General features: G+C 62.0%; 21 protein-coding genes and 6 pseudogenes. 14 read left to right on the top strand and 13 right to left on the bottom strand.

Going from position 1 to position 25,062, the window contains the following annotated elements; genetic code table 11:
* Positions 1-2 precede the first annotated feature (2 nt).
* The 4 genes from traD (at position 3) to NLM33_RS47665 (ending at position 4,391) form a co-directional block, all read left to right on the top strand.
* Positions 3-218, top strand: coding sequence for a type IV conjugative transfer system coupling protein TraD (gene traD / locus NLM33_RS47680; protein WP_254106455.1), 216 nt, complete (start codon positions 3-5; stop codon positions 216-218).
* Complete coding sequence (gene traG / locus NLM33_RS47675; RefSeq protein ID WP_254106454.1) at positions 205-2,136, top strand: Ti-type conjugative transfer system protein TraG; 1,932 nt, start codon at positions 205-207, stop codon at positions 2,134-2,136. Before traD ends, traG begins: the two co-directional genes overlap by 14 nt.
* A 687-nt stretch (positions 2,137-2,823) precedes the next feature.
* Positions 2,824-3,168 carry a hypothetical protein gene (locus NLM33_RS47670; protein ID WP_254106453.1) on the top strand — a complete coding sequence of 115 codons (345 nt, stop codon included), beginning with the start codon at positions 2,824-2,826 and terminating at the stop codon, positions 3,166-3,168.
* 1,049 nt (positions 3,169-4,217) lie between these two features.
* Positions 4,218-4,391, top strand: a complete 174-nt coding sequence (locus NLM33_RS47665; RefSeq protein ID WP_254106452.1) for a hypothetical protein — start codon at positions 4,218-4,220, stop codon at positions 4,389-4,391.
* A gap of 90 nt (positions 4,392-4,481) precedes the next feature.
* Here NLM33_RS47665 and NLM33_RS47660 read toward each other — a convergent pair.
* Positions 4,482-4,613, bottom strand: a pseudogene (locus NLM33_RS47660) (DUF736 family protein); the annotation flags it as partial.
* 254 nt (positions 4,614-4,867) lie between these two features.
* Between NLM33_RS47660 and NLM33_RS47655 the strand changes: the two are divergent.
* A pseudogene (locus tag NLM33_RS47655) lies at positions 4,868-5,530 on the top strand (ATP-grasp domain-containing protein); the annotation flags it as partial.
* A gap of 33 nt (positions 5,531-5,563) precedes the next feature.
* Here NLM33_RS47655 and NLM33_RS47650 read toward each other — a convergent pair.
* The 5 genes and pseudogenes from NLM33_RS47650 to NLM33_RS47625 all read right to left on the bottom strand — a co-directional run.
* Positions 5,564-5,849: pseudogene (locus NLM33_RS47650) on the bottom strand (ParB/RepB/Spo0J family partition protein); the annotation flags it as partial.
* Positions 5,850-6,459: 610 nt separating this feature from the next.
* Positions 6,460-7,095 (bottom strand): DUF6036 family nucleotidyltransferase, encoded by a 636-nt coding sequence (locus NLM33_RS47640; protein ID WP_254106451.1) that lies wholly within the window; start codon positions 7,093-7,095, stop codon positions 6,460-6,462.
* Positions 7,092-7,451, bottom strand: a complete 360-nt coding sequence (locus NLM33_RS47635) for a hypothetical protein (protein WP_254106450.1) — start codon at positions 7,449-7,451, stop codon at positions 7,092-7,094. Before NLM33_RS47635 ends, NLM33_RS47640 begins: the two co-directional genes overlap by 4 nt.
* Positions 7,452-7,968: 517 nt before the next feature.
* Positions 7,969-8,654: pseudogene (locus NLM33_RS47630) on the bottom strand (transposase).
* A 476-nt stretch (positions 8,655-9,130) separates the two neighbouring features.
* Positions 9,131-9,395: pseudogene (locus NLM33_RS47625) on the bottom strand (hypothetical protein); the annotation flags it as partial.
* A 162-nt stretch (positions 9,396-9,557) separates the two neighbouring features.
* Here NLM33_RS47625 and NLM33_RS47620 point away from each other — a divergent pair.
* Positions 9,558-9,995, top strand: coding sequence for a hypothetical protein (locus NLM33_RS47620; RefSeq protein WP_254106449.1), 438 nt, complete (start codon positions 9,558-9,560; stop codon positions 9,993-9,995).
* Here NLM33_RS47620 and NLM33_RS47615 read toward each other — a convergent pair.
* Positions 9,996-10,199 (bottom strand): annotated as a pseudogene (locus NLM33_RS47615) (transposase domain-containing protein); the annotation flags it as partial. It lies immediately after the preceding gene.
* Positions 10,200-10,866: 667 nt separating this feature from the next.
* Between NLM33_RS47615 and NLM33_RS47610 the strand changes: the two are divergent.
* The 3 genes from NLM33_RS47610 to NLM33_RS47600 are packed head-to-tail and all read left to right on the top strand — an operon-like array spanning position 10,867 to position 13,563.
* On the top strand, positions 10,867-11,202 hold the full coding sequence (locus NLM33_RS47610) for a helix-turn-helix domain-containing protein (protein ID WP_254106448.1): 336 nt from the start codon (positions 10,867-10,869) through the stop codon (positions 11,200-11,202).
* A complete protein-coding gene (locus tag NLM33_RS47605) occupies positions 11,195-12,442 on the top strand; it encodes a type II toxin-antitoxin system HipA family toxin (RefSeq protein ID WP_254106447.1) in 1,248 nt (415 codons plus the stop codon). The genes NLM33_RS47610 and NLM33_RS47605 overlap by 8 nt, the downstream gene beginning before the upstream one ends.
* Positions 12,439-13,563, top strand: coding sequence for a hypothetical protein (locus tag NLM33_RS47600; protein WP_254106446.1), 1,125 nt, complete (start codon positions 12,439-12,441; stop codon positions 13,561-13,563). Before NLM33_RS47605 ends, NLM33_RS47600 begins: the two co-directional genes overlap by 4 nt.
* Before the next feature lie 330 nt (positions 13,564-13,893).
* On the opposite strand, the gene NLM33_RS47595 is transcribed toward NLM33_RS47600, so the two are convergent.
* The 5 genes from NLM33_RS47595 to NLM33_RS47575 are packed head-to-tail and all read right to left on the bottom strand — an operon-like array spanning position 13,894 to position 19,343.
* Positions 13,894-14,241, bottom strand: a complete 348-nt coding sequence (locus tag NLM33_RS47595) for a hypothetical protein (RefSeq protein ID WP_254106445.1) — start codon at positions 14,239-14,241, stop codon at positions 13,894-13,896.
* A complete protein-coding gene (locus tag NLM33_RS47590; RefSeq protein WP_254106444.1) occupies positions 14,231-15,976 on the bottom strand; it encodes an Hsp70 family protein in 1,746 nt (581 codons plus the stop codon). Before NLM33_RS47590 ends, NLM33_RS47595 begins: the two co-directional genes overlap by 11 nt.
* Positions 15,973-16,716, bottom strand: a complete 744-nt coding sequence (locus NLM33_RS47585) for a nucleotide exchange factor GrpE (RefSeq protein WP_254106443.1) — start codon at positions 16,714-16,716, stop codon at positions 15,973-15,975. Before NLM33_RS47585 ends, NLM33_RS47590 begins: the two co-directional genes overlap by 4 nt.
* A gap of 17 nt (positions 16,717-16,733) precedes the next feature.
* Entirely contained in the window at positions 16,734-17,114 is a 381-nt protein-coding gene (locus tag NLM33_RS47580) for a DnaJ domain-containing protein (RefSeq protein WP_254106442.1), read from the bottom strand.
* Between the two features lie 21 nt (positions 17,115-17,135).
* Positions 17,136-19,343, bottom strand: coding sequence for a hypothetical protein (locus tag NLM33_RS47575; RefSeq protein WP_254106441.1), 2,208 nt, complete (start codon positions 19,341-19,343; stop codon positions 17,136-17,138).
* Between the two features lie 839 nt (positions 19,344-20,182).
* Here NLM33_RS47575 and NLM33_RS47570 point away from each other — a divergent pair.
* Genes NLM33_RS47570 through NLM33_RS47550 form a run of 5 tightly spaced genes read left to right on the top strand, consistent with a single transcriptional unit; the run spans position 20,183 to position 24,254 of the window.
* Positions 20,183-20,563 carry an XRE family transcriptional regulator gene (locus NLM33_RS47570; RefSeq protein WP_254106440.1) on the top strand — a complete coding sequence of 127 codons (381 nt, stop codon included), beginning with the start codon at positions 20,183-20,185 and terminating at the stop codon, positions 20,561-20,563.
* Complete coding sequence (locus tag NLM33_RS47565) at positions 20,556-21,470, top strand: ABC-three component system protein (RefSeq protein WP_254106439.1); 915 nt, start codon at positions 20,556-20,558, stop codon at positions 21,468-21,470. Before NLM33_RS47570 ends, NLM33_RS47565 begins: the two co-directional genes overlap by 8 nt.
* Positions 21,467-21,712 carry an ABC-three component system middle component 6 gene (locus NLM33_RS47560; protein ID WP_254106438.1) on the top strand — a complete coding sequence of 82 codons (246 nt, stop codon included), beginning with the start codon at positions 21,467-21,469 and terminating at the stop codon, positions 21,710-21,712. Before NLM33_RS47565 ends, NLM33_RS47560 begins: the two co-directional genes overlap by 4 nt.
* Entirely contained in the window at positions 21,709-23,472 is a 1,764-nt protein-coding gene (locus tag NLM33_RS47555; RefSeq protein ID WP_254106437.1) for an ABC-three component system protein, read from the top strand. The genes NLM33_RS47560 and NLM33_RS47555 overlap by 4 nt, the downstream gene beginning before the upstream one ends.
* A gap of 8 nt (positions 23,473-23,480) precedes the next feature.
* Positions 23,481-24,254: a hypothetical protein gene (locus NLM33_RS47550; protein WP_254106436.1), complete on the top strand. Its 774-nt coding sequence runs from the start codon at positions 23,481-23,483 to the stop codon at positions 24,252-24,254.
* Here NLM33_RS47550 and NLM33_RS47545 read toward each other — a convergent pair.
* Positions 24,167-24,817, bottom strand: coding sequence for a hypothetical protein (locus NLM33_RS47545; RefSeq protein WP_254106435.1), 651 nt, complete (start codon positions 24,815-24,817; stop codon positions 24,167-24,169). The genes NLM33_RS47550 and NLM33_RS47545 overlap by 88 nt on opposite strands.
* Positions 24,818-25,062 lie beyond the last annotated feature (245 nt).

Raw genomic sequence — 25,062 nt, 5'->3', positions numbered from 1 at the left:
GCATGCGCCGCTCCGACGCCACTGACGCCCGCAAGAAGGACACAAGGGAGAAGATCGAGCTCGGCGGCCTGATCGCCAAGGCCGGGCTACGCTACGAGAAGCGCGCGCTGCTGCTGGGCCTGCTGATCGATGCTTCGAACCGCCTGCGCGGCAACGAGGCAGAACGCGAGCGCCTGACGGCGATCGGCGCGAAGGCGTTCGGCCATGAGAGCCCATAAGATCGTATTGGCAATCGCGCCGGCCGTGCTGATGGCGGGCCTGTGCCTCGCCCTCACCGGCATCGAGGCGCGGCTGTCGAAGTTCGGGGCGAGCCCGAACGCGCACTTGGTGCTCGGCCGGATCGGCATCGCCCTGCCCTACGTCATGGCCGCGGCGGTCGGCGTCGTCTTCCTGTTCGCGGCAGCTGGTGCGACGGCGATCCGCTTCGCCGGCTGGAGCGTCGTGCTCGGAGGTTTCGTTGTGGTCGCGGTCGCCGCGTTGCGCGAGATCGCGCGCCTGCATTCCTTCGCCCGTGCCCTGACCGGTGATGACCGGCTTGTCGCTTTTGCCGATCCCGCGACCATCATCGGAGCGACGATCGCGGCGCTCGCGGCCGTGTTCGGGTTGCGGGTGGCCATGAGGGGCAATGCCGCCTTCGCGGCCGCTGAACCGCGCCGCATCCGGGGCCGGCGCGCGATCCATGGCGAGTCCGACTGGATGGCGATGACCGAGGCTGCGCGGCTGTTCCCGGAGGCAGGTGGCATCGTGGTCGGGGAGCGCTATCGCGTCGACCGGGATGCGGTCGCCGACCAATCCTTCCGCGCCGACGACCCTGAGACCTGGGGCGCCGGCGGCAAGTCTCCCCTGCTTTGCTTCGATGCGTCCTTCGGCTCCTCGCACGGCATCGTGTTCGCAGGTTCCGGCGGCTTCAAAACGACATCCGTGACCGTGCCGACAGCGCTCAAATGGGGCGGCGGGCTGGTGGTCCTTGACCCCTCGAACGAGGTCGCACCGATGGTGACCGCGCACCGGCAGGAGGCCGGTCGCCAGGTCTTCGTGCTCGACCCGCGCTCGTCAGAGATCGGCTTCAATGTGCTCGACTGGATCGGCCAGCACGGCGCGACCAAGGAAGAGGACATTGCCGCCGTCGCCTCATGGGTCATGACCGACAATCCGCGCCAGGGCTCGGCGCGGGACGACTTCTTTCGCGCCTCAGCCTTGCAGCTGCTGACGGCACTGATCGCCGACGTCTGTCTGTCCGGTCATACCGAAAGGAAAGATAAGCACTTGCGCCAGGTCCGCGCCAACCTGTCCGAGCCGGAGCCAAAGCTGCGCCAGCGGCTTCAGACGATCTACGACAACTCGGAATCGGAGTTCGTGAAGGAGAACGTCGCGCCGTTCATCGCTATGACCCCGGAGACTTTTAGCGGCGTCTACGCCAACGCCGTGAAGGAGACGCACTGGCTCTCCTATGCCAACTATGCCGCGCTGGTGTCGGGGTCGAGCTTCACGACGGCCGAGCTCGTGGAGGGCCGGACGGACGTCTTCATCAATCTCGACCTCAAGACGCTGGAAAACCACGCTGGCCTTGCTCGCGTCATCATCGGCGCGCTGCTTAACGCCATCTACAATCGTAATGGCGAAGTGACCGGCAGGACCCTGTTCCTGCTCGATGAGGTCGCTCGCCTCGGCTACTTACGCATTCTCGAAACTGCGCGCGATGCGGGCCGCAAATACGGCATCACCCTCTTGATGCTCTACCAGTCGATCGGCCAAATGCGCGAGGCCTATGGCGGACGTGATGCCACAAGCAAATGGTTCGAGAGCGCATCCTGGATTTCCTTCTCGGCGATCAACGATCCCGACACCGCCGACTACATTTCGAAGCGCTGCGGTGACACGACGGTCGAGGTTGATCAGTTGACCCAATCCTCGCAGATGTCGGGTTCCTCTCGCACGCGGTCCAAACAGCTTGCGCGCCGGCCGCTGCTGCTGCCGCATGAGGTGCTGCGCATGCGGACCGACGAACAGATCATCTTCACGGCGGGCAACCCGCCGCTACGCTGCGGTCGCGCCATCTGGTTCCGGCGCGTCGACATGCGGGCCTGCGTCGGCGAGAACAGGTTCTACCGGCGAGAAGCCGGTAGCCGTCGCTGATGATCATGAAAGCGGCGAGGGGGGGAAGACGTGGCCGGCCTCCAACAGACCGGCCGGTTCCAAAGCAGAGAAAGAAGGGACGTGCGGCGACGGCAATATTGTCCGGGAACGGAAAGCCGAGACGGAGCGCATCCACAACGACAGCAACCGCGGGCTCAACGATCGGCTCGTTTGCGAGCCAGCGCTACCAAGGCTACTACCGGCCGCCGCGCCTTGCGATAAGAAGCCATGTCCCCCGTGCAAAACCAACCTCGAACGTAGAGGTGACCGACCATTCCTTACATTGTCTCGGCCCTCAGTTTGAGGAAGACAGCCACGCTCCGACGCCCTCTGAACGCATGTGCAGATGCGCGCGCTGCTGCGCGGCTGGTCATAGGCCAACGAGCGCTGCGCGATGACGGTCCCCAGTCCGCAAGGCTATTAGAACCCGGCTTCAGTTGCGCTTGGGTCAAGGTTTCTTTGGCTGTTCAAAACGCACCACGATCAACGCGTTCCCCAGGGAGCTCATAGCTGCCCGATAAAAGAAGGACGGACAAGTGATCGGACGCTTGCCATTGTCCAAAGGTGAATACATAGGTCCCGCCAAATGTTCTAGACGGTGATTTCATCATCACCTCGCCTAGCCGTCTAATTTTTGCCCGTTCAGGCCGGCACAAACTGTTCAACGATTCGCGAGGAGAAAAGCAGATGAGCGATGATACCGATCTCGAAAGCAGAGTGGTTGCAGCGATACGACACTATCGCGCGGCGCTCGAACTGGCGGAAAAGCTGGAGCGAGAGGATGCTTCCGCGGATCGAGCGGTGACGAGCACGCTGCTCGATTTGGAGCGTGCTGTGCGAGACAAGGCGTCACCGCAACTCAAGCACAGCCTGTGTGAGATCGCCTCCACAGCAGTTTCGCGGTCGGCGGATACGCAGAACGCCCTGGTCGAGGCGAGTGCGAGATTGGATTCTGCTCGCCTAACGTTGGCTGACCTGGAACAGCAGTTGGGATATATTCCAAAAGTCGCGATGGCAGCGGATCACCAGTAGACGGGTCACTATGAACGAAGCTCGGGCGACTTGTCTGAACAATCACGGGTCTGCCCTCAGCGCAAACGTTCTTCCCTAGAGATGTCCAAACCAACGTTCCGTTCAGGGTGCAATCACGTTGCTGCTACACTTAAAGTGGGACGTCTCCGGAAAGGGGCAGCGCGATTGGGCTCTTTGCAAAAGCGAAACCAGGCGACATCAATCTGCGAGCAAAGCGGCTTTCCAGAAAAAGGGGGCCGCATCTCGGCGCTCCTTACGATGAGGGCTGAATGACAATTTGGTCTTTCCTGCCGCCACTATTACTATGGGGCCGGTTGAAGAAGAATTGCCTATAGCCGAGCGCCGCCTTAGCATCAGATGGCATCTGTTTGCTTAAACCATTTCCTCGGTAGGCCAATCTCGTAGCCGCGCCTGCGAAGCTCTGGTTCGGACCTGTTGAGCGTTTCGCAAATGGATTTCACAGGCGTGCCTGCATCAACAAGCTCGCGCAGCAATTCGTCTTCTCGTTTGGTCCAGCGGGGAGAACAGCGAGTCAACTTCAATCAACCTCTCAGCTTCGATTTCACGCGGTTCTGTCGAAGAGCTATCCCCGGCCAGACCCTGGCTCAGCCCGTATCGTGTTGAGCGTGCTGCCAAGCTTTGGCTGCGATCTCCACGTTCCTGGTCTGAAAGGCGCAGTACAGTCCCAATCAGGATGGCGAGATTCATTTGAACAGGCTCGCGTGTGACCAAACGTGGACCTCCCATGCCTCGCCTGTTCCTCGTCATCGCATTGGCCTAAAAATGACTGGCAGGGGACGCGTTCCTTCGGAAGCTATACGTTCGCATAGCAGCCGAAGCTCCCGCTGGTCCTCTGCCAACAAGATTTTGGAGCACTGGGAGCAGTGCCGGAAAGGTGGGCCGTCCCGTAGCGCATCGTCTGTTTGTGCGCTGCGAACATCTCGCGGCTCTACGTGTTGCCCGTAATTCTACGGACGTTGCACATCGATGATGTTTGGCATCTATTTCAGATTGAATTGGATGACGATCTTATTTCCAGGCGAGGTCCCATGAACGTCAAGGCCATGATGGCGACGATCCTTCAGAATCAAATGGCGTTACGCGGCGTGCATTCACTAACGCCATCTGACTACGAAGAGATCGTGGACCTGCTGATCGAGCAGTTCAGAGAGTTGGAGCTTCGCTTGGCTGCGCGAGAAGGAACGAACAGGCCCAAGCCGTAGAAGCAGACCCAGGGAATGCGTAAAGGCTCAACAGCGGATCCGTAGCTTGCGCGCATGCGTGCCAAAAGCCATCCACGCTGGTTGCGGGCGGGACCAGATCGGGGCCGGAGAGGTCGGATGGTCGAGCTTGACCGAGTGGTATTCGCGCTCGCTGTCGCGGGCGGTCTTCTTCCAGGCGGCGCCGAGCTCGATGTTATGCGGAGCTCCAACATCGATATGCGGAGAGCAGGATTATGCGGAGTGCCGCCCTGTGATGCCTGGTTTTCCGCCGATTCTGGCAGTTTATGCTCCGCATAAATCCAAGCGTTGAACAGCCGCGGCACGTACTGTCCTCCTTAAGCCCGAGCCGCTTTTGGTCTATGTTGATCGGTGGCAAGGAGCTTGGAGCGTGAGCTGCGATTTTGGTGAATAAGGATGACATCTCAGAAGAAATTGCACGTGTCCGGCGGCGGCTGGCCGATCTGGATATCGGGCGGATGCAGCTTGAGCATGAGCTGGAAAGGCTTGAGCAAAAGCTGATATGCGATAATCGTGCTGCCGAACGGCCATTGTTAGTCGATGCCCCTGTCACCAACAACTCGCCCTCGACCCGGAAAATCGAACTGTTCCGCCGGTTGTTTGCCCGCGTCCCCCGCTTCACCGTGTTGTCACCGCGCAACCGGGCCGCGAGATCTGAAATCTCCATCCCATCGATCGTGAAGCCAGTGGCGCTGGCCAACTCCGACGGGATTCGCGAGCGTAGCGTGGTCGACAACTGGGAACAGGCGCGGGTGCAGGCTGACCGAATCTGGCAACGCTTCGAGGTGCCCTCGATGTGCGATGCATTCGTCATCGGCCGCGAGTTCCAAGTTGGCCTTGTCGAGCGGGGTCAGTCGTTTGCGGTGACGGCGATCGCCGAGCTGCATTTCGAGGGAGCCGCCGCCGGTCACGGCTTCAAGAGCGAGCCGTATTATGCCGCAGGCAGGCGCCGCCGGGTCTTTGAGGTTTCACAGCGAATGGCGCGGCTTCCGCGCCGGATGGCCACGGAAATGGCGCTGACCTGCCGGCAGACCGCTGAGTTGCTTGGCCTGCGCGGCTACGCCAAGATCGATCTTCGCGTCGACAACCACGGGCATATCTTCGTTATCGAAGCCAACGCCAATCCCGGTCTCTGGTCAGGCATTGCGATCTGGCTGCCGCGCCCGATCGTTGGTGATGGCAAAGGCCATCAACTGCTCAAGGGGCAGATCGCCATCGCGATACAGCTGGATCAATTTTGGGGAGACCGCCCCCAACCGGAGGTGTTGCCGCACCACATGCGGCGTCACCCCGAAGCGCGCTGCGATCTCCTCCGCGCCAAAGCCACGCTCCTCAGCAAGCCTCCTGAACGCCTCGAACTGGTCGGCGGGATTCAGCGCCCGGGTGACATTCTCGTACACTGATTTCGTTGGGATCGTTGGCGGTGTCGATGATGCAACGTCGGCTGGACACATCAACGACCGCCGCGAGGAAGCCACGCCGCATCGGAAATGGAGGAAGAAGCGCATAAGCGCTTCTTCTCCCCGAACCGTACGGCTCCTTTCAGCGCATACGGCTCTCCGTTCAAGTCTGGCCCATGGCCATTGCGACATCCTGATACGTCGCGAGCTTGTGCTGCATTTCACGGTGCGGACGAAAGGATCGCTCTCGCCGAAAACCGCGAAGCTGATGGTGTTCAAGTTGACCGACGGCATCGAGGTCATTCCGACCACTGAAAGCCACGCCGCCTGATCAGGCCACGCCACCCAGAATCAGCCATAGCTCGGTCCAGGGTACCGAGCAAGTCAGCAGCAACATCGTCAACGTCCAGCAAGGCGCGTCGGAGACCGGATCTGCTTCGACTCAAGTGCTGTCTGCGGCCAGTCGTGGTCATACGACGCATCCGCCTGAAAGATCAAGTCGCGCGGTTTCTGACGAACGTGCGTGCAGCATAATTTAGAGAGTTGGGGACCCGCTATGGGACAAGTCATTCGGTTGCAACGCGCGGAACAATTCTCTCTCGCTCCCGACGCTGAATCTAAGGCGCGATAGGTTACACAGCCGGCAACGGCTATGATCCGACCGTCTTGCCTGCCGCAGCATCTGCTTTCGGCGTATCCGCAAGGTCGCGCACGAAGTTTATGGCTCGCTTCTGAAGTTCGGCCTCAAGCTTCGTCGCCTTGATGCGCTCGACAACGAGCTCGCGATCGAACGGTCGCGCCTGGTGGTAGCCTTCCACGAACTCCTTGTCCTTGTCGGACAAGCGAGCGAGTTTGGATACGATGATGTCCTCAGGACATGGGGCAACGGCTAGGACCTTTCGATCGTCGACGTCGACCGTCTTGGTGATCGTCCGCTTATTCCAATCGTCAGGAAGCCGCGCGGTGTTCTCGTCGACACCGTCGATATAGAAGCCGTGCTCGCGATGGAATTTAGAGCCCTCGCCATAGAGGGCATTGATCTCTTCTGAAGCCTCTGGATCGTCTTCGGGATCCAGTTCCTTCTGCTGAATCTCCCAAATCTTCGCGTTCTCCGGATAAGCGTCGATTTCGCCAGAGGTGCGTAGGACGACTGGGGCGTCTGGCCATGAAAGCAAGATGCTTTGGCTGCCGATGATGAAGACCTTGTCGGTTTTAAACAGCCGGGCGATCACCCTGACTGTCTCGACAAGGTCTTCAATAGTGCGAACAAACGAGTTTTGTGTCACGCAGCCATCCGCGGAAGCGCCGCGGTCTGATGGATCGCAGATCTCTCGGCAATCCGCTTCGCCGCCTTCCAGATACGACGGCGCAGAGTGTCGTCCTCGAAATTGATGCCTTCCGCCAAAACGAAAGGTGAGGACAGACGCAGACGCGTCATCTCTTCGTCGCGGCTCGTCAGACGGCGGCGGACCGTAGAAGGAGGAAAGCCAAGCATGTCCGACCACTCGCAAACGAAAGCGTAGCCTTCGAAACGCTGAGAGTTATGGGCCAAAGAATCCTTCGCCCTTTCGACCAGCGACGGGTCACGGCCGATCTGCCGCGCAATAAGCCGATGCATGATCAGCTTCGCGGTGTCGTTCACGTATTCCCGGTTGATCCGGACGCTCATGGTTCTCGACCAGTGCCTATCTCAGGGTGGAAAATAAGGCATCGACCCTTAAAAATCCAGCTTCTCACCAATCCTCTGGACGGCGGATGTTCCCTGTCCGTTCAAACTAGCAGTTCCGATAAGCTCGGGCAACGGGGCAAAAAACCCGGAAAATCGCCAAGGTCTAAGGAACCTGACCTCCGACCAGCAAGCGTCTTATTCAACTAAATATGGGGATATTGATACGATAGATCAATATCTTAGCTCGTTCTGTCGCCTCAAGAACGATAATCCTCCTTTCAGGCCCAAAACGGGAATGGAGGTCATGCTGGCGATACGAACTGAGATCTTTCAGAAAACCTTTACCACCTCCCCGCGGGAGATCTCCGAGCCCATCCTGGCCCTCTGCCGCGCTCAGCCCAGACCGACAGCCTGTCTGGATCTCAGTTGTGAATGCTGATCGAAAAATGATCCCCATCGGCGTCGTCGGGACCCCTTCAGGCCATTGATTTCATTGAATTGAAACGATGGGACCCCCACGCCGATCATGGTTGAGACCCCACGCCGAAACACACTCGCACCACGTCATGGCCTCCGGCCGAGCATAGTGCCCGTCGCCACGGAACGTAATTCGCGTCTTGTGCCACCGCGTCCGGATATGCCGTATCAGGCGGCGCAGATGGGCACGCACCTCGACGCCGCCCGGCGTCTTGCCGGGCCGCAGCACGACCGCCACGGGCCGGCTCTTCTCCGTGTCGTAGACGTGGATCGGCAGGAAGCAGCGTTCGTCATAATGAGCGTTGAACAGCGAGAGCTGCTGATGGCCGTGGACGACATCGCAGGTATCATCGATGTCGAGCGTGACGGATGCCGGCGCGCGCGGGTAGCTATCCATCCATGCGTTGACCAAAGTGTAGGTCAGTCGGATCACGTAAGGTCGTCGGCGTCCTCGTAGCCGCAGCAGATCGCGAACATGCGCGCGCGGAACATATCGACAAGGCTGTGCACGACCCGCGTCGGATCGCGCCGATCCGGGAACACCCGGGCCAAATTGTCGGCCAAACCGAGACGCCGCTCGGCCATCGCCAGAAGCATCACGCCCCCATTCGAGGTTAGGCGTCCACCATCGAAGGCAGCTGTGACTTTCTTGGCGTGAACGGCTGGAAACGAGAAGGGCAGAATCGTATCATCGGTCATGGCGGGCGTGGCGTTCGCGGTTGAGGTGATGGGGTTGGCTTCGCAACCGAATCCTACGCCGCATCAGCGCTTTACACCACGCTCGCCAGCCTCTCAGGCGCCCTCTCGCGAATAAGACGGGCTAGGTGCCCATCCCATGCACGACAAGTACTGCCGTCCGTTTGGCGAGAGCGTCGTCGCTCCGGTTTCCATGAGTGACGCCTTTCGAGAACAATCACGGCGTACGGCTGGCGCTGCACTCACGCCAAAACCTGGCCGCGGACCGTTCGGCATCGCCGCCATATATAGGTGACGTCGGCGCTGGCCATTATCTCCTTGACGCACCACAAAGGCGGTAGGCCCGTATCGGCAAGACAGCTGCCGTCTTCGTCGAACAGATCACGGATATCAGTGCTGCCCGCTCGTGAGTCCCAATGCGGGGGAAGACAACACGTCGGTTGTCAATATTCGACGGCAGGTCCGACCGCCAGTTAGCCGACGTCCAGGAATTTAGCCGAGTTTGCCTTGTCCATCTGACCATCGCCGCCACCGGGGCCGTCCCCACTCTCTCAGGCCAACCACTTCGGCGACGACATACTCAGTTTGTGCGAGGATCATGAGAAAGGAGCCGAGCCGCGCGACGTAGTTGTCATCGAAGCCAACAACTGTGGAGTAGTCGGTCCCGCTATGCACCTCGATGACGAAGCAGTGTGCGCGCTGCCATGATCGAGGCCAGCGCGAGCTCGTTCTGCCTGAGGCCATCATAGATTGCGGGCAGTTTCAGTGTGAGCGTCACGAGAGGATCACCATACCGGACCTTGACTCGCGCGGAATGCTCGGGATAGCGCGGTCGGGATGATTGACGCCGCAGGCACGTGGTGATGGGGTGATCGTGGGTTAGAGCGGGTAACGGGGGACCTCGGAATGACCAGCGAGTCGCAGCTACGCGAGAAGCTTCGGAAGATCGAGGCGTTGTTCGCGGGTGCCGGAACTGCCGGTGAGCGCCTCGCGGCGGAAGCTACGCTACAGCGCGTGCGTGCTCGGGTCGAGGAAGTGGCTCGCCACGATCCGCCGATCGAGCAGCAATTGTCACTTCCTGACCAATGGTCGCGGCACCTGTTCTTGGCGCTTTGCCGCCGATACGGGCTGCGGCCGTTTCGTTATCACCGCCAGCGACGCAACACGGTGATGATCCGTGCGTCACGAGGCTTCGTCGACAAGGTTCTGCTACCGGAGTTCACCGAGCTGGAGAAGGCGCTGCAAGTCTATCTGCACGAGGTGACGCTGCGCGTGATCCGCGAGGAGATCTATGACGACACCAGCGATGCGGAGGAAGTTCCAGATGCCCTGCCGTCGAACTGATCAGGCGGCGAGCTTTGCCTGCGGACTGTCGCGCTCGGCCTTCCAATTCCACGGCAACAGCATGTTCAGCTGATTGATCTTTGTACGACCGGAGACGATGCGCTCAAGAACATCGGTCAGATAGTGCCGCGGGTCGATGTCTTGCAGCTTTGCCGTGTTGATAAGCGACGCGAGAATGGCCCATGTCTCGGCGCCGCCTTCCGAAGGGGCTGCATGATGCAGGGATTTCGGGCAACGACGTTCGAGTAACATATCCATTCCATCCTGACGCTGGCCGGGACCTGGTCGTGCTCGGCTAACAAATCCACGATGGCCATCGCCACTTCACGGTTCGCCGCGAGAACGGCCGTCTCCATCTTCTGCCGGCATGGATGACGGAGCCCGAAGCAGCATCGGCTAAAGTTATAGCTGATCCGTTTCTCCCAGTGGACCGACTTCTTGAGCCTTCGCACGTTCCTTGACGTCCTCGTAGCCTCGCGTCGGGAGGAATCGCCTCCCGTCGAGGGAGGAGCCCATGTCCAAGACGACGCAAAAAAGGCGGCAACCGGATCTGTTTGTGAATGCTGATCGAAAAATGCCCCCCATCGGCGTCGTCGGGACCGCTTCAGGCCATTGATTTCATTAAATTGAAATGATGGGACCCCCACGCCGATGATGGTTGAGACCCCACGCCGAAACACATCCCGAGATGCGAATACCGACTTTCGGAGACTACGCCGGGTTTTTGACAGTTCTCAACCAATAGGCCCTCTCCTTGGCCGATATATACGCTTTGGCGACCATCCACTACGGTAATACCGGCGTTGGCCAACTAGAGGATTTGTAAGCTTCGTGCTACACATCTTATAAATCTGTAGCACGAAGGTGTCAAATGCCGACCCCCCACAATCCTCCCGCCGCCGTTCGACGGGCCCTGCGCAAGCTCGGCGCCGACATCCACGATGCCCGGCGGCGCCGGCGGCTGCCGATGGCGGTCGTGGCCGAGCGCGCCTTCACGTCCCGCTCGACACTGCAAAGGGTCGAAGCCGGCGACACCAACGTCAGCATTGGCATCTATGCCGGCGTTCTTCAGGCACTCGGCCTGCTCGACGGCTTGATCAAAGTCGCCGACATCAGCAACGACAGCGTCGGCCAGGCGCTCGCCAGCGCCGAGCTGCCCAAGCATATCCACGTCAAACGCAAGACCGGAGCCTCACGCAATGGCTGACTTCGAGGTGCATATTGATCTCGGCGGCCACACGCGCCGCATCGGATTGGCCAGAAGCAATCGCGCTCGCGGCTCGGAGACCATCCTTTTCGAGTACGATGGCGCGTGGCTTGATGATCCGGACCGGTTCTCCCTGGAACCCGCCCTCGCCCTGACGCGCGGCGCCTTTGCTCCTCCTGCCGGACTGGCTACTTTCGGCTCCATCGGCGACTCCGCGCCTGACACCTGGGGCCGCCGTCTCATGCAGCGCGCCGAACGCCGCCTCGCCGATCGCGAAGGCCGCGCCGTTCGCACGCTTGCAGAAAGTGACTATCTGCTCGGCGTTGCCGACGAAACGCGGCTTGGCGCCCTCCGCTTTCGCTGGGTCGGCGAAGAAACCTTCCAGGCACCGATCCGCGCCGGTGTGCCCGCCCTGATCGAACTCGGCCGACTGCTCCAGATCACCGAGCGCATTCTCCGCGACGAGGAAACGGACGAAGATCTCCAGCTCATCTTCGCTCCAGGCTCCTCTCTCGGCGGCGCCCGGCCGAAGGCCTCGGTCGTCGACCAACACGGTCATCTCTCGATCGCCAAGTTTCCAAAGGAGACCGACGACTATAGCATGGAGACCTGGGAAGAGATTGCGCTGCGGCTCGCCAGCAAGGCTGGCATCGCCACCCCGCAACACGAACTGATCGAGGTGGCCGGCAAGGCCGTCATGCTGTCACGACGCTTTGATCGAAATGACGCCGTTCGCATCCCGTTCCTGTCCGCCATGGCGATGATGAGCGCCAAAGACGGCGAGCGCGGCAGCTATCCGGAGATAGTCGACGCTCTCGCGCAGCATGGCGCGCAAGGAAGGACGGACGCTCATGCCCTCTACCGGCGCGTCGTTTTCAACGTGCTGATCTCCAATGTCGATGATCATTTACGCAACCACGGTTTCCTGTGGCTGGGAAAGGCGGGATGGTCGCTCTCTCCGGCTTACGATCTCAATCCAGTGCCCACCGATGTGAAGGCGCGGGTGCTGACGACGAACATCGACCTCGACGAAGGCACCTGCTCGCTCGATCTGCTCGAGGCCACGTCGGAATATTTCGGGCTCACGCTGCCGCAGGCCCGCGCGATCATCAAGGAAGTCGCGACCGCGACCGCTACCTGGCGCGACACCGCCAAAGCCGTCGGCGCCCGCGCCGCCGAGATCAATCGCATGGCCAGCGCTTTCGAGCACGATGACCTCAAACGAGCGCTGGCGCTTTGACTCGGACATTCCTTCATAGCTTCGACCCTGCGGCCGCGAGCCCCGTCGCCGGCCCGACCGTCGACCTTGAAGTCTCCGATATCGAGGATGCCGGCATTCGGGAGGTGCTGCAGACACCCGGCGCCGCCTATGGCGCGTGGTCCATTCTCGACGAACTGCTGGCGCCGACCGGCGCCGGAACGCCTTTCATCTTCAGGGAGCCGCTTGGACAGGCGCGCGAAGTCAAAGTTGCGCTCTCGGGTCTGTTTGGACGCTTCGTCGCCCGCGCCTATCTCGAGCGACACTTCAATCTTTCGATCTTTGCACATCTCGGCAGCCGAACCATCGACCTGGACCGCCGCAGACAGGTCAAGGTCAAGCGCCCGTTTCGCGGCGACCTGCCCGACTGGATCGCCTGTGCCTCTGACCTTTCCTCCCTAACGGTGGCCGAGGCGAAAGGCTGCCATGATGTGGCAGAACCCGCGAAGGCGCTGGATCGCGCATGGACGCAGGCTGGACGGATCGATGTCACCGCCCAAGGCCGCAAAGTCACGGTGAAGCGCATCGCGATCGCAACGCGCTGGGGAATGGCTGTAGCTGGTCCAGCCGATGTCCATCTCTCGGTCCGCGATCCCGTCGATGAAGGCGAGCCCGTCGCTCCCGAAGAAAAGAACGCGCTGTTCATCGGCCTTCTTCGGCTGCATATCGCCAACCTGATCAAGCCGCTCGGTCATGCCGAATTGGCAGGCGCCCTCCATCGTCTCACGCATCAACCATTTGCCCGAAGGCTCCAGGACGATCTCGGACTCGCGCGAGTGCTGCTCGATGCCGCATCGGCACGGGACGTGGAAGAGGCAAGCGCCATCGGCGGGCTTGTCGGCGGCATCGTTACCCGCGCGGGAGCAATCACCGACGCCGATGTCGCGCCCGCCGACCAGGAAGCGCTCGCTCGCCTCAACCTCCGGCCGGTCTTTGTCGGGATCGAGCGCGATCTCATTCGCGTAGCCATCGACGCAGAGCCTGACGCCGTGCGCAACCGCCTAGCTACCATCGTGCATCCTGATGACTTTGCCCGATATGACCGCGCAGGCGGCTGGATTGTGCCGCTCGGCGAGGAACGACGCATCAGCGGCGAGACCTGAAACCAGTCGCGGAAACAGAGTGAGCTAAATCGTCTGTAGTAGACCTTAGCTCAGATCACGATTCGTTGCAGACCACCCGCTTTGAAAAGTCAGACCGCATGATACACGACCCGTTTCTTCGCCGTTAGCCGCAGCAGATCTATGGGGCCGATCGCCCTTCCCCTGAGCTTCATAACGTCTTCGTGCAGGCCGCTCACATACTCGTCGAACCGCTCTGCAGGATGTTGGCCTTTTCAAACGTGCTCACGGCGCGCTCGCGCGCAGGCGCGGGGATCGCCGTATTCACCCCGGTTTCGGGCTGATACCGGAAGTTCGACTGATCCACCCCGATCAGGCCGTCGGCCCGGCGCTCCGAGTAGCGGTCGGATCGGGCTCAGTTCGTCTGCCGTCGGGCGCCTCACCGTCGGCGAGCGCCGACAGGATCCAGGCGAGATCGGGTGTTGCCCGCAATGTGCTGGCGCGGCGGAGCAGGCAGACGGCGGCGGCCCAGTCGCCAGTGGCGAGGCTTTGAAGGCCGGCCCCCACCAGCGTCGCGCTCTGCTGCGCGATGCGGTGGACAGTTTCAAGCTCCGCCCGGCAGCGCCGACAGGTGTCGCCGCCGCTGAGCCGCGCGCCGCAGATCGGGCACTGGTCCAAGACCCCGGTGATCATGACGCGCCGCTCCGGATCAGGTCTCAAGATAGAACAGAAGATCATCGAGCCGCAGCACCGTGTCGGCGAGCCTGGCGTCGTCGCCGCTCGCCCGGCTATCCTCGATGGTTTCAATCAGATCGACGATCTCGGTGCGGTCCTCCGCGACCGCGCCGTCGAGTTTGGCGCGCGCCTTGACGAGCAGGGTCTCGAGTTTCGGGTCGACCGGGGCGGCCCCCTCGACGTCCGTCACTATCTGGTCAGTGGACTCGCCGAACAGACGGTCGATGTGCCGACGGGCCTCCTCGATCTCTGCCTTCTCATAGCGCGACATCGCCTTGTCGATGGTGATCCGCCGTTCGAGCCCGGTCGTCTTCTCCTTGGCGGATATGTGCAGGATGCCGTCGCGGTCCAACGCGAGATCCAGGATGATGGTGTTGCCGGCCGGCACGTCGGCGAGGTCCTCGACGCGGAACTCGCCGATCTGGATGTTTTCCAGGGCGTCCTCGTTCTCGCCCTGATAGATGCGAACCTCGACGACCTTCTGATTGTCGTTGATGGTCACGAACGCCTCGCTCTTGCGCACCGGGATCGGCGTGTTCTTGGGAATGATCGGGATGAAGCAGTAGGGATAGAGGGTGCCGCCCAGCTCACCGAGTGCGCCGGTGCCGAACGTATAAGGGGTCACGTCCACCAGCACGGCCGACACCTTCTCGCCCGCGATGGATGCGCCCTGGATGGCAGCCCCCATCGCGACGCACAGGTCGGGATCGACCTCGCCGCGAGCCGGCCGCCCGAACACTTCGAACAGCCGGTCGCGGATCAGCGGAGTGCGGGTTGCGCCGCCGACCAGGAGGACTTCCTCGATCTGCGACGCGGTCAGGGCGGCTGATTCCAGCGCGATGTGGATCGCGCTCAGCGTCTCCTCGATGAACGGCGCGATCATCTCCTCGTAGTCGGCGCGGGCGAGTTCCAGAGCGAGATGGATCGGCTTGCCGCCGACCTCGGCGAGGTATTCCTCCTCGATCCGCGCGAACGGATGGTCGGAGAGATGCTTCTTGGCGTTCTCGGCGGCGCGATGGATGCGCGCCATCGCCGGCGGATTGTCGCTGACGTCCACTTTGTGCTCGATCCTGAGATGGTCGAGCACGTGTTCGACGATCTTATGGTCGAAGTCGTCGCCGCCGAGATGGTTGTTGCCGTGGCTGGCGATGACCTCGACCACACCCTCTTCGATGCGCACCACGGAGACGTCGAAGGTGCCGCCGCCGAGATCGTAAACCAGCACCCGCTTGCCCTGCTGCTGCGCGGCCTCGTAGACCAGCGCCGCCGCGGTTGGCTCATTGACGATGCGAGCCACCTCGAACCCGGCGATCTCGCCGGCTTCACGGGTGGCCTGCCGTTGCGCGTCGGAGAAGAAAGCCGGCACCGTGATCACCGCCTTGCGCACCGGCGCGCCCAGCCGCTCCTCGGCGATCTCCTTGAGGCGGCGCAGGATCATCGCCGAGACGTCCTGCGGCGTATAATTTCGGTGGCCGAGCGAGACCTTGCGGTCGCTACCCATCAACCGCTTGATCGAGCGCACCGTGCGTTCGGGATGAAGGATGTACTGGTTGCGCGCGGCTTCGCCGATCAGGAGGCTGCCGTCCTGATCCAGCCCGACGACCGACGGCAGAATCAGGCGCCCGCTGCTATCTGCCTGCATCTCGGGCCGGCCGTCGCGATAAACAGCGATCTCCGAATTGGTGGTCCCGAGATCGATTCCGACAATGGTCTCGCTCATTCGTCATCTCCCCGATCGGAACGATCCTTGGTGCCCTTATCCTTGGCGCTCGTGCGTTTCGCCACGATCACCTCTGCGACGCGCAGCAATTCGCCTTCCCACTCGAAACCAGTGCGGGATTCAGCAATCACCAGTCCCTCGGTGACGAATGGATCGTCTCGCGTCCCCACCACTCGCGCAACATTGGGCGTCAACGGGCGGCCGATGGTGGCGATAGGGGTGACGCGGCGATCCGCCAGAACCCGATCGAACCGCTGCAACGTCATCTCCAGGCCCTCCCGCCAAGGGTCGCGCGAGGGTCGCCGCCACGGTCGCCACGGCGACGCGCGCCGCGGCGGAGCGGCCGCGAGCCCGGCGGCAAGGCGATCCCGCACGTCAAGGATGTCGAGCAGCAGCGGCCGCAGAACGGTGCGGGTCTGCTCGCGGGCGCGCGCATGCGCTTCCTTCAGCTCGCGGTCCAGCGCTGTGTTGGCGGATTGCAGCGTCGCGAACACGTCGCGGAACTGGTCGAGCGCGTCCTTGACGATGCGCGACTGGGTGCGCACCTCGTTGCGGGTGGCGGCGATCTCCACGAACACTGAGAACAAGTCCCGCGCCTCGTCGGTCACGGCATCGCTCTCGAGGTCGGCTACCATCTCGATCGCATCCGCGGCCTGCGAGACGTCGGCCTCCGGCGCGTCCGCCGCATCGAGATAGGCGCGCAGCCGCTCGAGCAACGTTTCCTTGATGGATTGGTCCATGTCGTCCTTCCCGCCGCTCACGCACCGTTGGTTCGCGCGGCGCCGGTTCGTGCGGTCTCGGTTCGTGACGTCTCTTGCCATCGCGCGATCGCCTGCTCGATACCCTCGACCAGCAGCGCCGTCACCTGCGCTTGAGAAACCCGCCCTTGCTGCCGCGCCTCAGGCGACGGCAGGCTGGCCGTCTTGAGCCGCGTCAGTGCGGTGTCGTGCGTAGCAAGCAGCTTCGCTGCGAGCCGTTGGCGCTCGGTGTGCAGAGCTTCAAAAGCCGCACGGTAGCTCTGGAACCGCTCCGGCTCACGGTCGGGCGGGAAGTCCCGCACCAGCGTCAAGTATCGCCGCTTGATCTCGTCGTCACTGGCGCTCTCGTCGACGCCGAGGATGGAAAACGGGTCCGTCATCACGTGTCGTCCTCAGGGCGCTCAGAACGGCGGCGCCTCGCCGAGGGCCGCGACGACCATCGTCGTTGCGACCATTTCCAGGAGCGGGCGCGGCAACGCGGCGCCGAACGGCAGCTTGCCGAGCCGGTCGGCGAGGGCCGCGACGCCGCCGGCCCGTCCATGCGACCTGACGAGCTTCTGAACGTCGCGCTGCGAAATTGTCTCCATGAAACTCGTCACAATGTCTTCGAGGACATCGAAGCCGCCGGTGGCGTTCGCCTCGCGCCGCCGCGCCCGTCGCCGAGACTCGCGATCGTCACCTGTGCTGTTGAGGTAGCGGTCGATGCGGCTGTAGCCGTGCCGATTCTGCTCGATCGCGGGCGAGCGGCACATCTCATCGAGATCGGCCTCCTCGCCGACGGACATCCAGTCCGGGTTATTCTTGGTCCGGGCGACGATCTCGTAGAAGCGCCACAGCCGCTCGTTCGGCTCGCGCCGCTTGCCGGCAGCAGCGAACGCGTGGAGTATGTCGAAGTAGTTCCCGCGCACGATCGCGTCCGCCACCGAATAGAATTCCGCGATCGACAGTACAATGTGCGTGGCGTTTCGCAGCCACGTGCAGAACTTCCAGGCCAACTCGGACGTGGCCTTCTGATCGGCCCGGACGTCTTCCGCCGAGAACAGGGTGGCGATCGCGATGATCTCCGGCTTGGAGGGATTTCCGCGCATGATGCGCGCGAGTTCATCACGGATCAGCGACAGCGGTCCTGACCGCGGCGGCGTCAGCAGTGCATCCTGCAAGGCGGCGCGGAACCAACCGACCGCGCCGCCACCGGCCAAATCTACCCCCTCGCGAAGTCGCGCCTCCGCCTCCAGGTCCAGCCCGCCGCGCAAGCCGACGAGTCCCCGGTTGGTCCGCAGGTCGGCGTTCGGCGTATCGGCGCGGTCCCATTCGCCGGCTGCGGCCAACTCCTTCCAGGCGAGGTCGGGACGCTTCGCGCGCATCTGTTTGCGGGCATACGAGATCTGCATCTCGATCATGCGCTGGCGCGCCAGCCGGTTGATGGGATCGACCGCCAAAAGCTTCTTCGCGAACCCAGCCGCCTTCTTGTACGCCTTGCGGGCGGCCGCCGACTCGATCGCCTGCATCAGCACGGCGCTCTCGGCCGGGAACCGTTGCACGGCATCCTCAGCGAGGGCATGCCAGTCGTTGTCGTCGCCATTTTCGCGATGAAGCTTGGTGAGCTGCAGCACCGCCGGCAGATGGTCCGGATCGTAGTCGAGGCTCTTCTTCAGGTAGGAGACGACAGGGTCGGTGAACGGATCTTCGCCCGCGATCATCGGCTCCTTGAGCGCCAAGGTCGCCAGATGACGATAGATAATGCCTGCTGACAGCTTGCCGTCGCGCGAGCTGTCCCCCACGAAATGCTGTGCTGCGGCACGCCAGCTGGACTCGGCGCGGGTCCAGTCCTGCTTCGTCTCGGCCGCGAGCGCGAAGATGCGCGCCTTCTCGGCATCCAACAGTTTTCCGAAGGTTTTCTCAAAGGGGATGATGCGGTCGGGGAGCTGCGGCAGCAAATTGAAGCAGGCCCTCCGGATGTCGGCGGCCGGCAGGATCGCCGCCTGCTTCGACAGGCAGTTGAACAGCGTACCTGGCCCGCGGCGTTCGGCGTCCAGCAGCCGCTCCAGCAGCGATGGCGTGGACCAGCCACCGAGCCTGGCGAACGCAAAGGCCCGCTGCGCCCCGCTCGCCTGGCCTAGCCGACCGATAACCTCCGCCGGCTCACCGGGCAGCGCCGCCTCGACCGCAAGCCGCAGCGGCCCGAATGGCGAGGCGGGCGGAACGCCGTCGAGCAGCCGGCGGGCCTTCGCCGGATCGTCAGTGAGCAGGGCCTTGATGATCAGCCGCACCGGCCCGAACGGCGAGCGCGCCGGGATGTTGGCGAGCAGCGGTTCGATCTCGCAAGCGGGCTTCTGCTCAGTCAGCGCGGCCAGCACCGCACGCGCCGCATTGGCGGCCGCGATCCATTCGGCGCGAGCCGGCGGGTCGTCGTCGCCCAACTTAAGCGGAACCGGCCGAGCCAAAAACAGCGCCGCAGTCAGCTCGGACAACAGGCGTCTCTGGTCCGGCTCCGGGACGTCGGTTCCGATGTATTTAAGGGCCTGAGCGAGCGCCTTCTCGATCTGGCCCTGGCGGACCAAGCAGCTGAGCAGGAGCAGCGGCTCCTTGACGGCGCCGTCGAGCGCCACCGCGTGGCCGAGCACGACCTCGGCCTCCTTGAACAGCCCCTTGGCGGACAGCATCTTTGCGCGACCCACATAGGCGGCAGCAAGGGCGTCCCGCCAGTCGGGCTTGGCCTCCTGCTTGAAGAGCTGCTTGTAGAGCTCGATGGCCTCCTTGAATCTGCCAAGACGAAACGCCTCCGCGGCCTGGGGGACGAGCGCATCGGCCGGTGCTGCAGACTGAATTTTGCGCGGGTTCTGATTGGCCATGCCGACGACTCTTGGCCATGTTTAGCCGCGATGTCGACCACTCGGGGTGCCCCGATCGATCGTATTCCCAAGCTGTGCACAGGGTCCAGGAGGCTCCAAGTCCAACAATCCTGGCCCTGAGTTCGTTGTTTTGTTCTGAATGGTGGCAAAATGGCGCGCCGCACCGGGCGATGATGATAACTACGTTTACGCTATAGCCCTCTAAATTCGGGGCTGCAATCGGACTGGAAGCTACTGAAATCACAGCGGCTTTCGGCTCCTCGCCTCGCCGGCACGCGGATTCTCGTAAGTTGGAAGGAATCGCCTCGGCCGAGCAATGCCCCCGATTGCCTTCCTTAATATCACGCTCAACGAGGACCGTCGGAAAGCTGGCCGACGCTGTGGCGTGGTCAAGCCCGGCCCGTACCGAACCGCGTAAGCGGACTTCGAGTTCGTCAAGTTCCACCAAGGGATGGATAGTCACTTCTGCCGTTGACCCCAACATAGCTTCAAGGCTATATGCATGAATATGTCAGTGGTGGAGTCGCATCACGGTAGGTCATGCCCGGAGGGCCATGGCCTGCTTTCACCAAATCTCATCAAGGAAGGACAGCAGGATGGGCCGGAGCCACGACGACATCATCACCGCCCTTCCTCATGACAAGCAGGTCGCAATCGGAGCGCGCCGTGACGAATTGAAACAGGAAGTCGAAGGTTTGCGCGAACTGCGGCAGATCGCAGGCAAGGCGCAGGCGGACGTCGCATCCGCGCTCAATATCACCCAGCCCTCGGTCTCGAAGATCGAAAAGCAGACCGACATGCACCTCTCGACGCTTCGCAACTATGTTGAAGCCGTCGGCGGCGAGCTGGAGCTGACCGTCAAACTGCCCAAGCGGCCGGCGTTGCGGATTCATCATCTGGGCGATCTTGCGTCGGTCGGTGCCGTTTCGGCACGGAAGAAGAGCGGCGATCCGTCGCCAAGGCGGCGCCATGGATGAGCTGCAACAGTCCATCTACGTCGATCGCTTTCGTTTGGCATTTCACACCAAGAAAGGTGCGGCATTTCAGGATTGGTTCGTCCTTCTGGCCGGACACGCTTTCGGTCCCGATTTCGAGGAGGTTCGCCCCTACGGTCCTTACGGCGACCTGAAATGCGATGGCCGCCGGATCAGCTCCGGCTCCGTGTTCCAGTGCTATGCACCCGACGCCATGAAAGAAGCCGACCTCATCGACAAGGTCGATGCGGACTTCCACGGCGCGCGTGCGCATTGGGGTGGCAATATGCTGGAGTGGGTGTTCGTACATAACGACGGGCGCAGGCTGCCGCCGAACGCGGTTCAGCATCTCGGCGGGCTTCGTCAGGCCCATGCACCGCTTCAAATCGCAACATGGTCCGAGCCGGAACTGCTCGATCTTGCCATGATGCTCGACCTGGCTGCGCTTCAGGCTCTCTTCGGCCCTGCGGCTTCGATCGCGATCGTGGATCGTCTCGTCATGTCCGATCTCGTCCCGATCATCGAGGCGCTCCAACGGCAAGAACCCAATCCGACCGATCCACCCTTGACGCCACCGTCGCCGGAAAAGCTGGAAAAGAACGCTCTTTCCGAGGAATCGGGCCTGTTCCTGCGTATCGGCCGTCGGAAGTCTGCGCTCGTCGACACCTTCTTCCGCAAAAGTCCGCGTCCCGATCTCGGTGAGCGCATCGCTGAGGCGTTTCGGCTGCGCTATGCCGAGCTGAAGGCTCTCGATCTTTCGGCGGATACGATCTTCAAGCACCTTCAGGATTATGCCGGCTTCAACGGTGAACCGAAGCGGCAAGGCGCGGCGCTGGCGGTCCTCGCCTATTTCTTCGATAGTTGCGACATTTTCGAAGATCCGATCGTCATTTCCGTGGAGGCGTCATGATCCTCCCGACGAAGCATGTCCGCCCCGATCGCGCGCTCATCGGCGTCGGCGCCGAGGTTCTCGATATCCTCAAACGGCCGATGACCATGTCGCGACTGTGGGACGAGATGCGCGGACGCCGCTCGCTCCATGCGCCCAACGCCCCGATCGACTACCAGTGGTTCATCCTGTCGCTCGACCTGCTCTTTACGATCGGCGCGGTCGATTTCGATCGCGGCCTGATGCGGAGGGTTCAGCCATGATCCGCCGTTTCGGTAGCGACCTCGAATCGTTCAAGACGCTGACCTTCAAGCCCGGCCTGAACATCCTTCTGGCCGACAAGAGCGAGGGCGCGAACGATCGCCAATCGAGAAATGGCGCCGGCAAGACCAGCTTCATCGAACTGGTTCATTTCCTATTTGGCGCCGACGCGCGCAAGGACAGCATCTTCCGATCCGATGCGCTGACGGCCTGGACTTTCGATGTCGCCGTCGACATTGCTGGTGACGCCATCTCGGCCGCGCGCAGTGGCGCCAAGCCGAGCCGGATCGTGGTCAATGGTCCGGTTGAGAACTGGCCGATCCCGCCCCAGTTCGATAGCCGAGCCGGGCTTTTTGAACTGTCCAACGAGAACTGGAAGGCCAATCTCGGCCAGCTCTGGTTCGGCTTGCCCATTTCGGCTGGCGACGAAGCCGAGCGCTTTCAGCCGTCGTTCCGTTCGCTCTTCTCCTATTTCGTCCGCCGTCAGAACAGCGGCGGCTTTCAGCAGCCGATGCAGCATTCAGGGATGCAGCAGGCATGGGATCAGCAGGTCTCGATCTGCTATCTGCTCGGGCTCGACTGGAGCATCCCCGGCCATTTTCAGGAACTGCGCGCACAGGAGAAGGTTGCGCAGGAACTGCGCAAGGCTGCCCGGAGCGGCGACCTTGGCCGGTTCTTTGGTAAGGCGGCCGATCTCAGGACGAGATTGACCATCGCCGAGGCTCGCGCAGCGCGGCTGCGTCAACAGCTTGAGACGTTCGAGGTCGTGCCAGAATACAAAGCTCTGGAGCGCGAGGCGAACGAGATCACACGCGAGATCGACGGCATGAACGTCGAGAACGTGATCGATGGCGATCTTCTGCAACAGCTTCGCGCCTCGCTGTCCGACGAGGATGCGCCCGATCTGGGGGATGTCACGAAGCTCTATGCCGAGGCCGGGGTCGTTCTGCCCGACATGGTGCGGCGGCGTTTCGACGAGGTGGAACGCTTCCACCGGATCATCATCGAGAACCGGCGCGCGCATCTGACCGCTGAGATCGCCTCGGCCGAGGCTCGCGTTGCCGATCGCGATCAGCGTACCGCCGAGCGCGACCGTCGCCGACGGCAGATCATGGGCGTGCTTCGCTCCGGCGGCGCACTGGAACACTACACTTCGCTGCGCGAGGAAGTCGGCCGAGCCGAGGCGGAGGTCGAGGGACTTCGCCAGCGGCTCGACACCGCCGAGCGGATCGAGAGCACCAAGGCCGAACTCGACATCGAGCGGGCCAACCTAACCAAGGCGCTGCGTGACGACATCCACGAGAGGGCCGACCTCATCCGCGAGGCGATCCTCGCCTTCGAGTCGCTGTCGGAATCCCTTTACGAGAAGGCGGGCAGCCTGACGATTTCCGAAACCGGAAGCGGCCCCCAGTTCGAGGTCCATATCGACGGGCAGCGAAGCAAGGGCATTACCAACATGCAGATCTTCTGCTTTGATCTCATGTTGACCGAAATCAGCCTGAAGAACGGCCGTGGTCCCGGCTTCCTGATACATGACAGCCACCTGTTCGATGGCGTGGACGAGCGGCAGGTCGCCAAGGCGTTGCAGCTCGGGGCCGAGCGGGCCGAGGCAGCCGGCTTCCAGTATATCGTCACGATGAACTCCGACGCGCTGCCGCGCGAGGGCTTCAAGGCCGGCTTCGACATCCGTTCTCGCATTATAGAAATGAAGCTGACAGATGCGACGGACACCGGGGGGCTGTTCGGCCTGCGCTTCGAGTAGGCCGGCCCATGCGATCCGTTCCCTTTACCCGACCCACCCTGATTGCCGCCGTCGAACTGTTCGAACAACACAGTCAGGCGCGCTTCAATCAGGTGGTGCTTCGTCTCGGGCTTGAGAATGAGATTTCTTCGAATACCAGCATCAGCGTCGCGAAGAAATGCGACTTGCTTGGACGCATCGTTGTTCAGCGCTCTGAAACCGTCATCGACACGCTCGACGGCCGCATGACACTCGGCGAAGCCGTGGTGCGCCAAGCCGCGTTGCTGGCACAACAGGATGCCACTCACCCGTTGCAGACGGCGTTTGCCCGCGGCCTGGCCCACGACGCCTTTGTATTGGTGTGGGATGACGATGGCCGCAGTGCCTCTATTCGGGCCGCGCTGCCGGGGGAAATCCAGCTCCCCGAAACCGATGATGAGGTGCATCGGCTCCTGAATCCTTCGGTTTCGCAACACCGCTCGGTCATCTCGATCAGGCGATCGAAGCGCACACCCGCGGCGATTGGGCGGCCTGCAACGGACAGCTTCGCACGTTCCTCGAAAGCCTATTCAGCGACATTGCCAGAAATGTCCGCCCGGAAGACGCGGCGAAACGGCCCAACGCCTAGAACCGTCGGGCGTTGCTGGAGGAAATCGGCTTCCTGTCGGCGAGCCGCAACGGATGGACTGCGGATGGGAAAAGCTACATCAATGGCCTATTCAAGATGCTGCACACTGAGGGATCGCATCCCGGTCTTTCGGATGAAGACCACAGCACCTTTCGTCTTCATGTCGTACTCGTAACCGCGCGAACCTTCCTCAGGCGCTTGGCCAATGGGCGGTAGGAGGCGCGAATGAGTGGATGGACACTGGATGATCTGCATCGCTTGGACCGGAAATATGCGGAGGAAGGCGTTCACACCCATCAGCGACCGTTCCGGGCCGCAATAGAATTGCTCGGCTCGAACTTCGTCATCGGCGCGGGTGGTAATCTTGAAGTCAAGCTTATCATGGATGCTTACGCTGCCATGGTGCCGGAAGTTGAAACGAGTTGGCCCGGTGCCGGGATCGGATTGGTCGCGTCTGTCGATCAGGCACGAAAGGCCGTTTTCCCCATCGTCTTCGGCCAGAATGCCCCCCAGCCTTGGCAGATGACGGGTTTCGAGAATGCCGAGGAATGGTGGAATTGGTGCCGCCAGGATCGGATGATCGCCGCGGATGTCGCCTTTGCGGGCGCTGACATTCACGACTTCACGATGGGTCTCAACCAAGTTGAGCAAGGCAATGCTGATGCGGTGACGCTCTGGCGGATGGCGGGGTCGAATCTCGAAGACGCAGCAAACACCTTGCCGTCCGCGTTCAGCCACGATTCGGTTATCCAGCCGATTTGTATGGTGGCGGAGTTATCGATGAAGGCCGCATTGGTATGGGATGGTGTCGATCCTGAATCCTTCCGAAAAAGCAAGGATGGTCACAATCTGGCTCTGCTCGCCCAGCGTATGGGTATGGCGCGACCGCACCGCGACGATGCGCGAGTTCAAGCCGTGGTGGCGAATCTGCCGCCCTATGTTGCCAGCCGCTATAAACCAGCAGGGTTAAGGCGGCTTCAAGT

Origin of the sequence: Bradyrhizobium sp. CCGUVB1N3 (assembly GCF_024199925.1) — a bacterium.
Lineage (GTDB): Bacteria > Pseudomonadota > Alphaproteobacteria > Rhizobiales > Xanthobacteraceae > Bradyrhizobium.
Note: the sequence above shows the minus strand (reverse complement) of the source record. Positions and strands in the feature narration are given on the sequence as shown.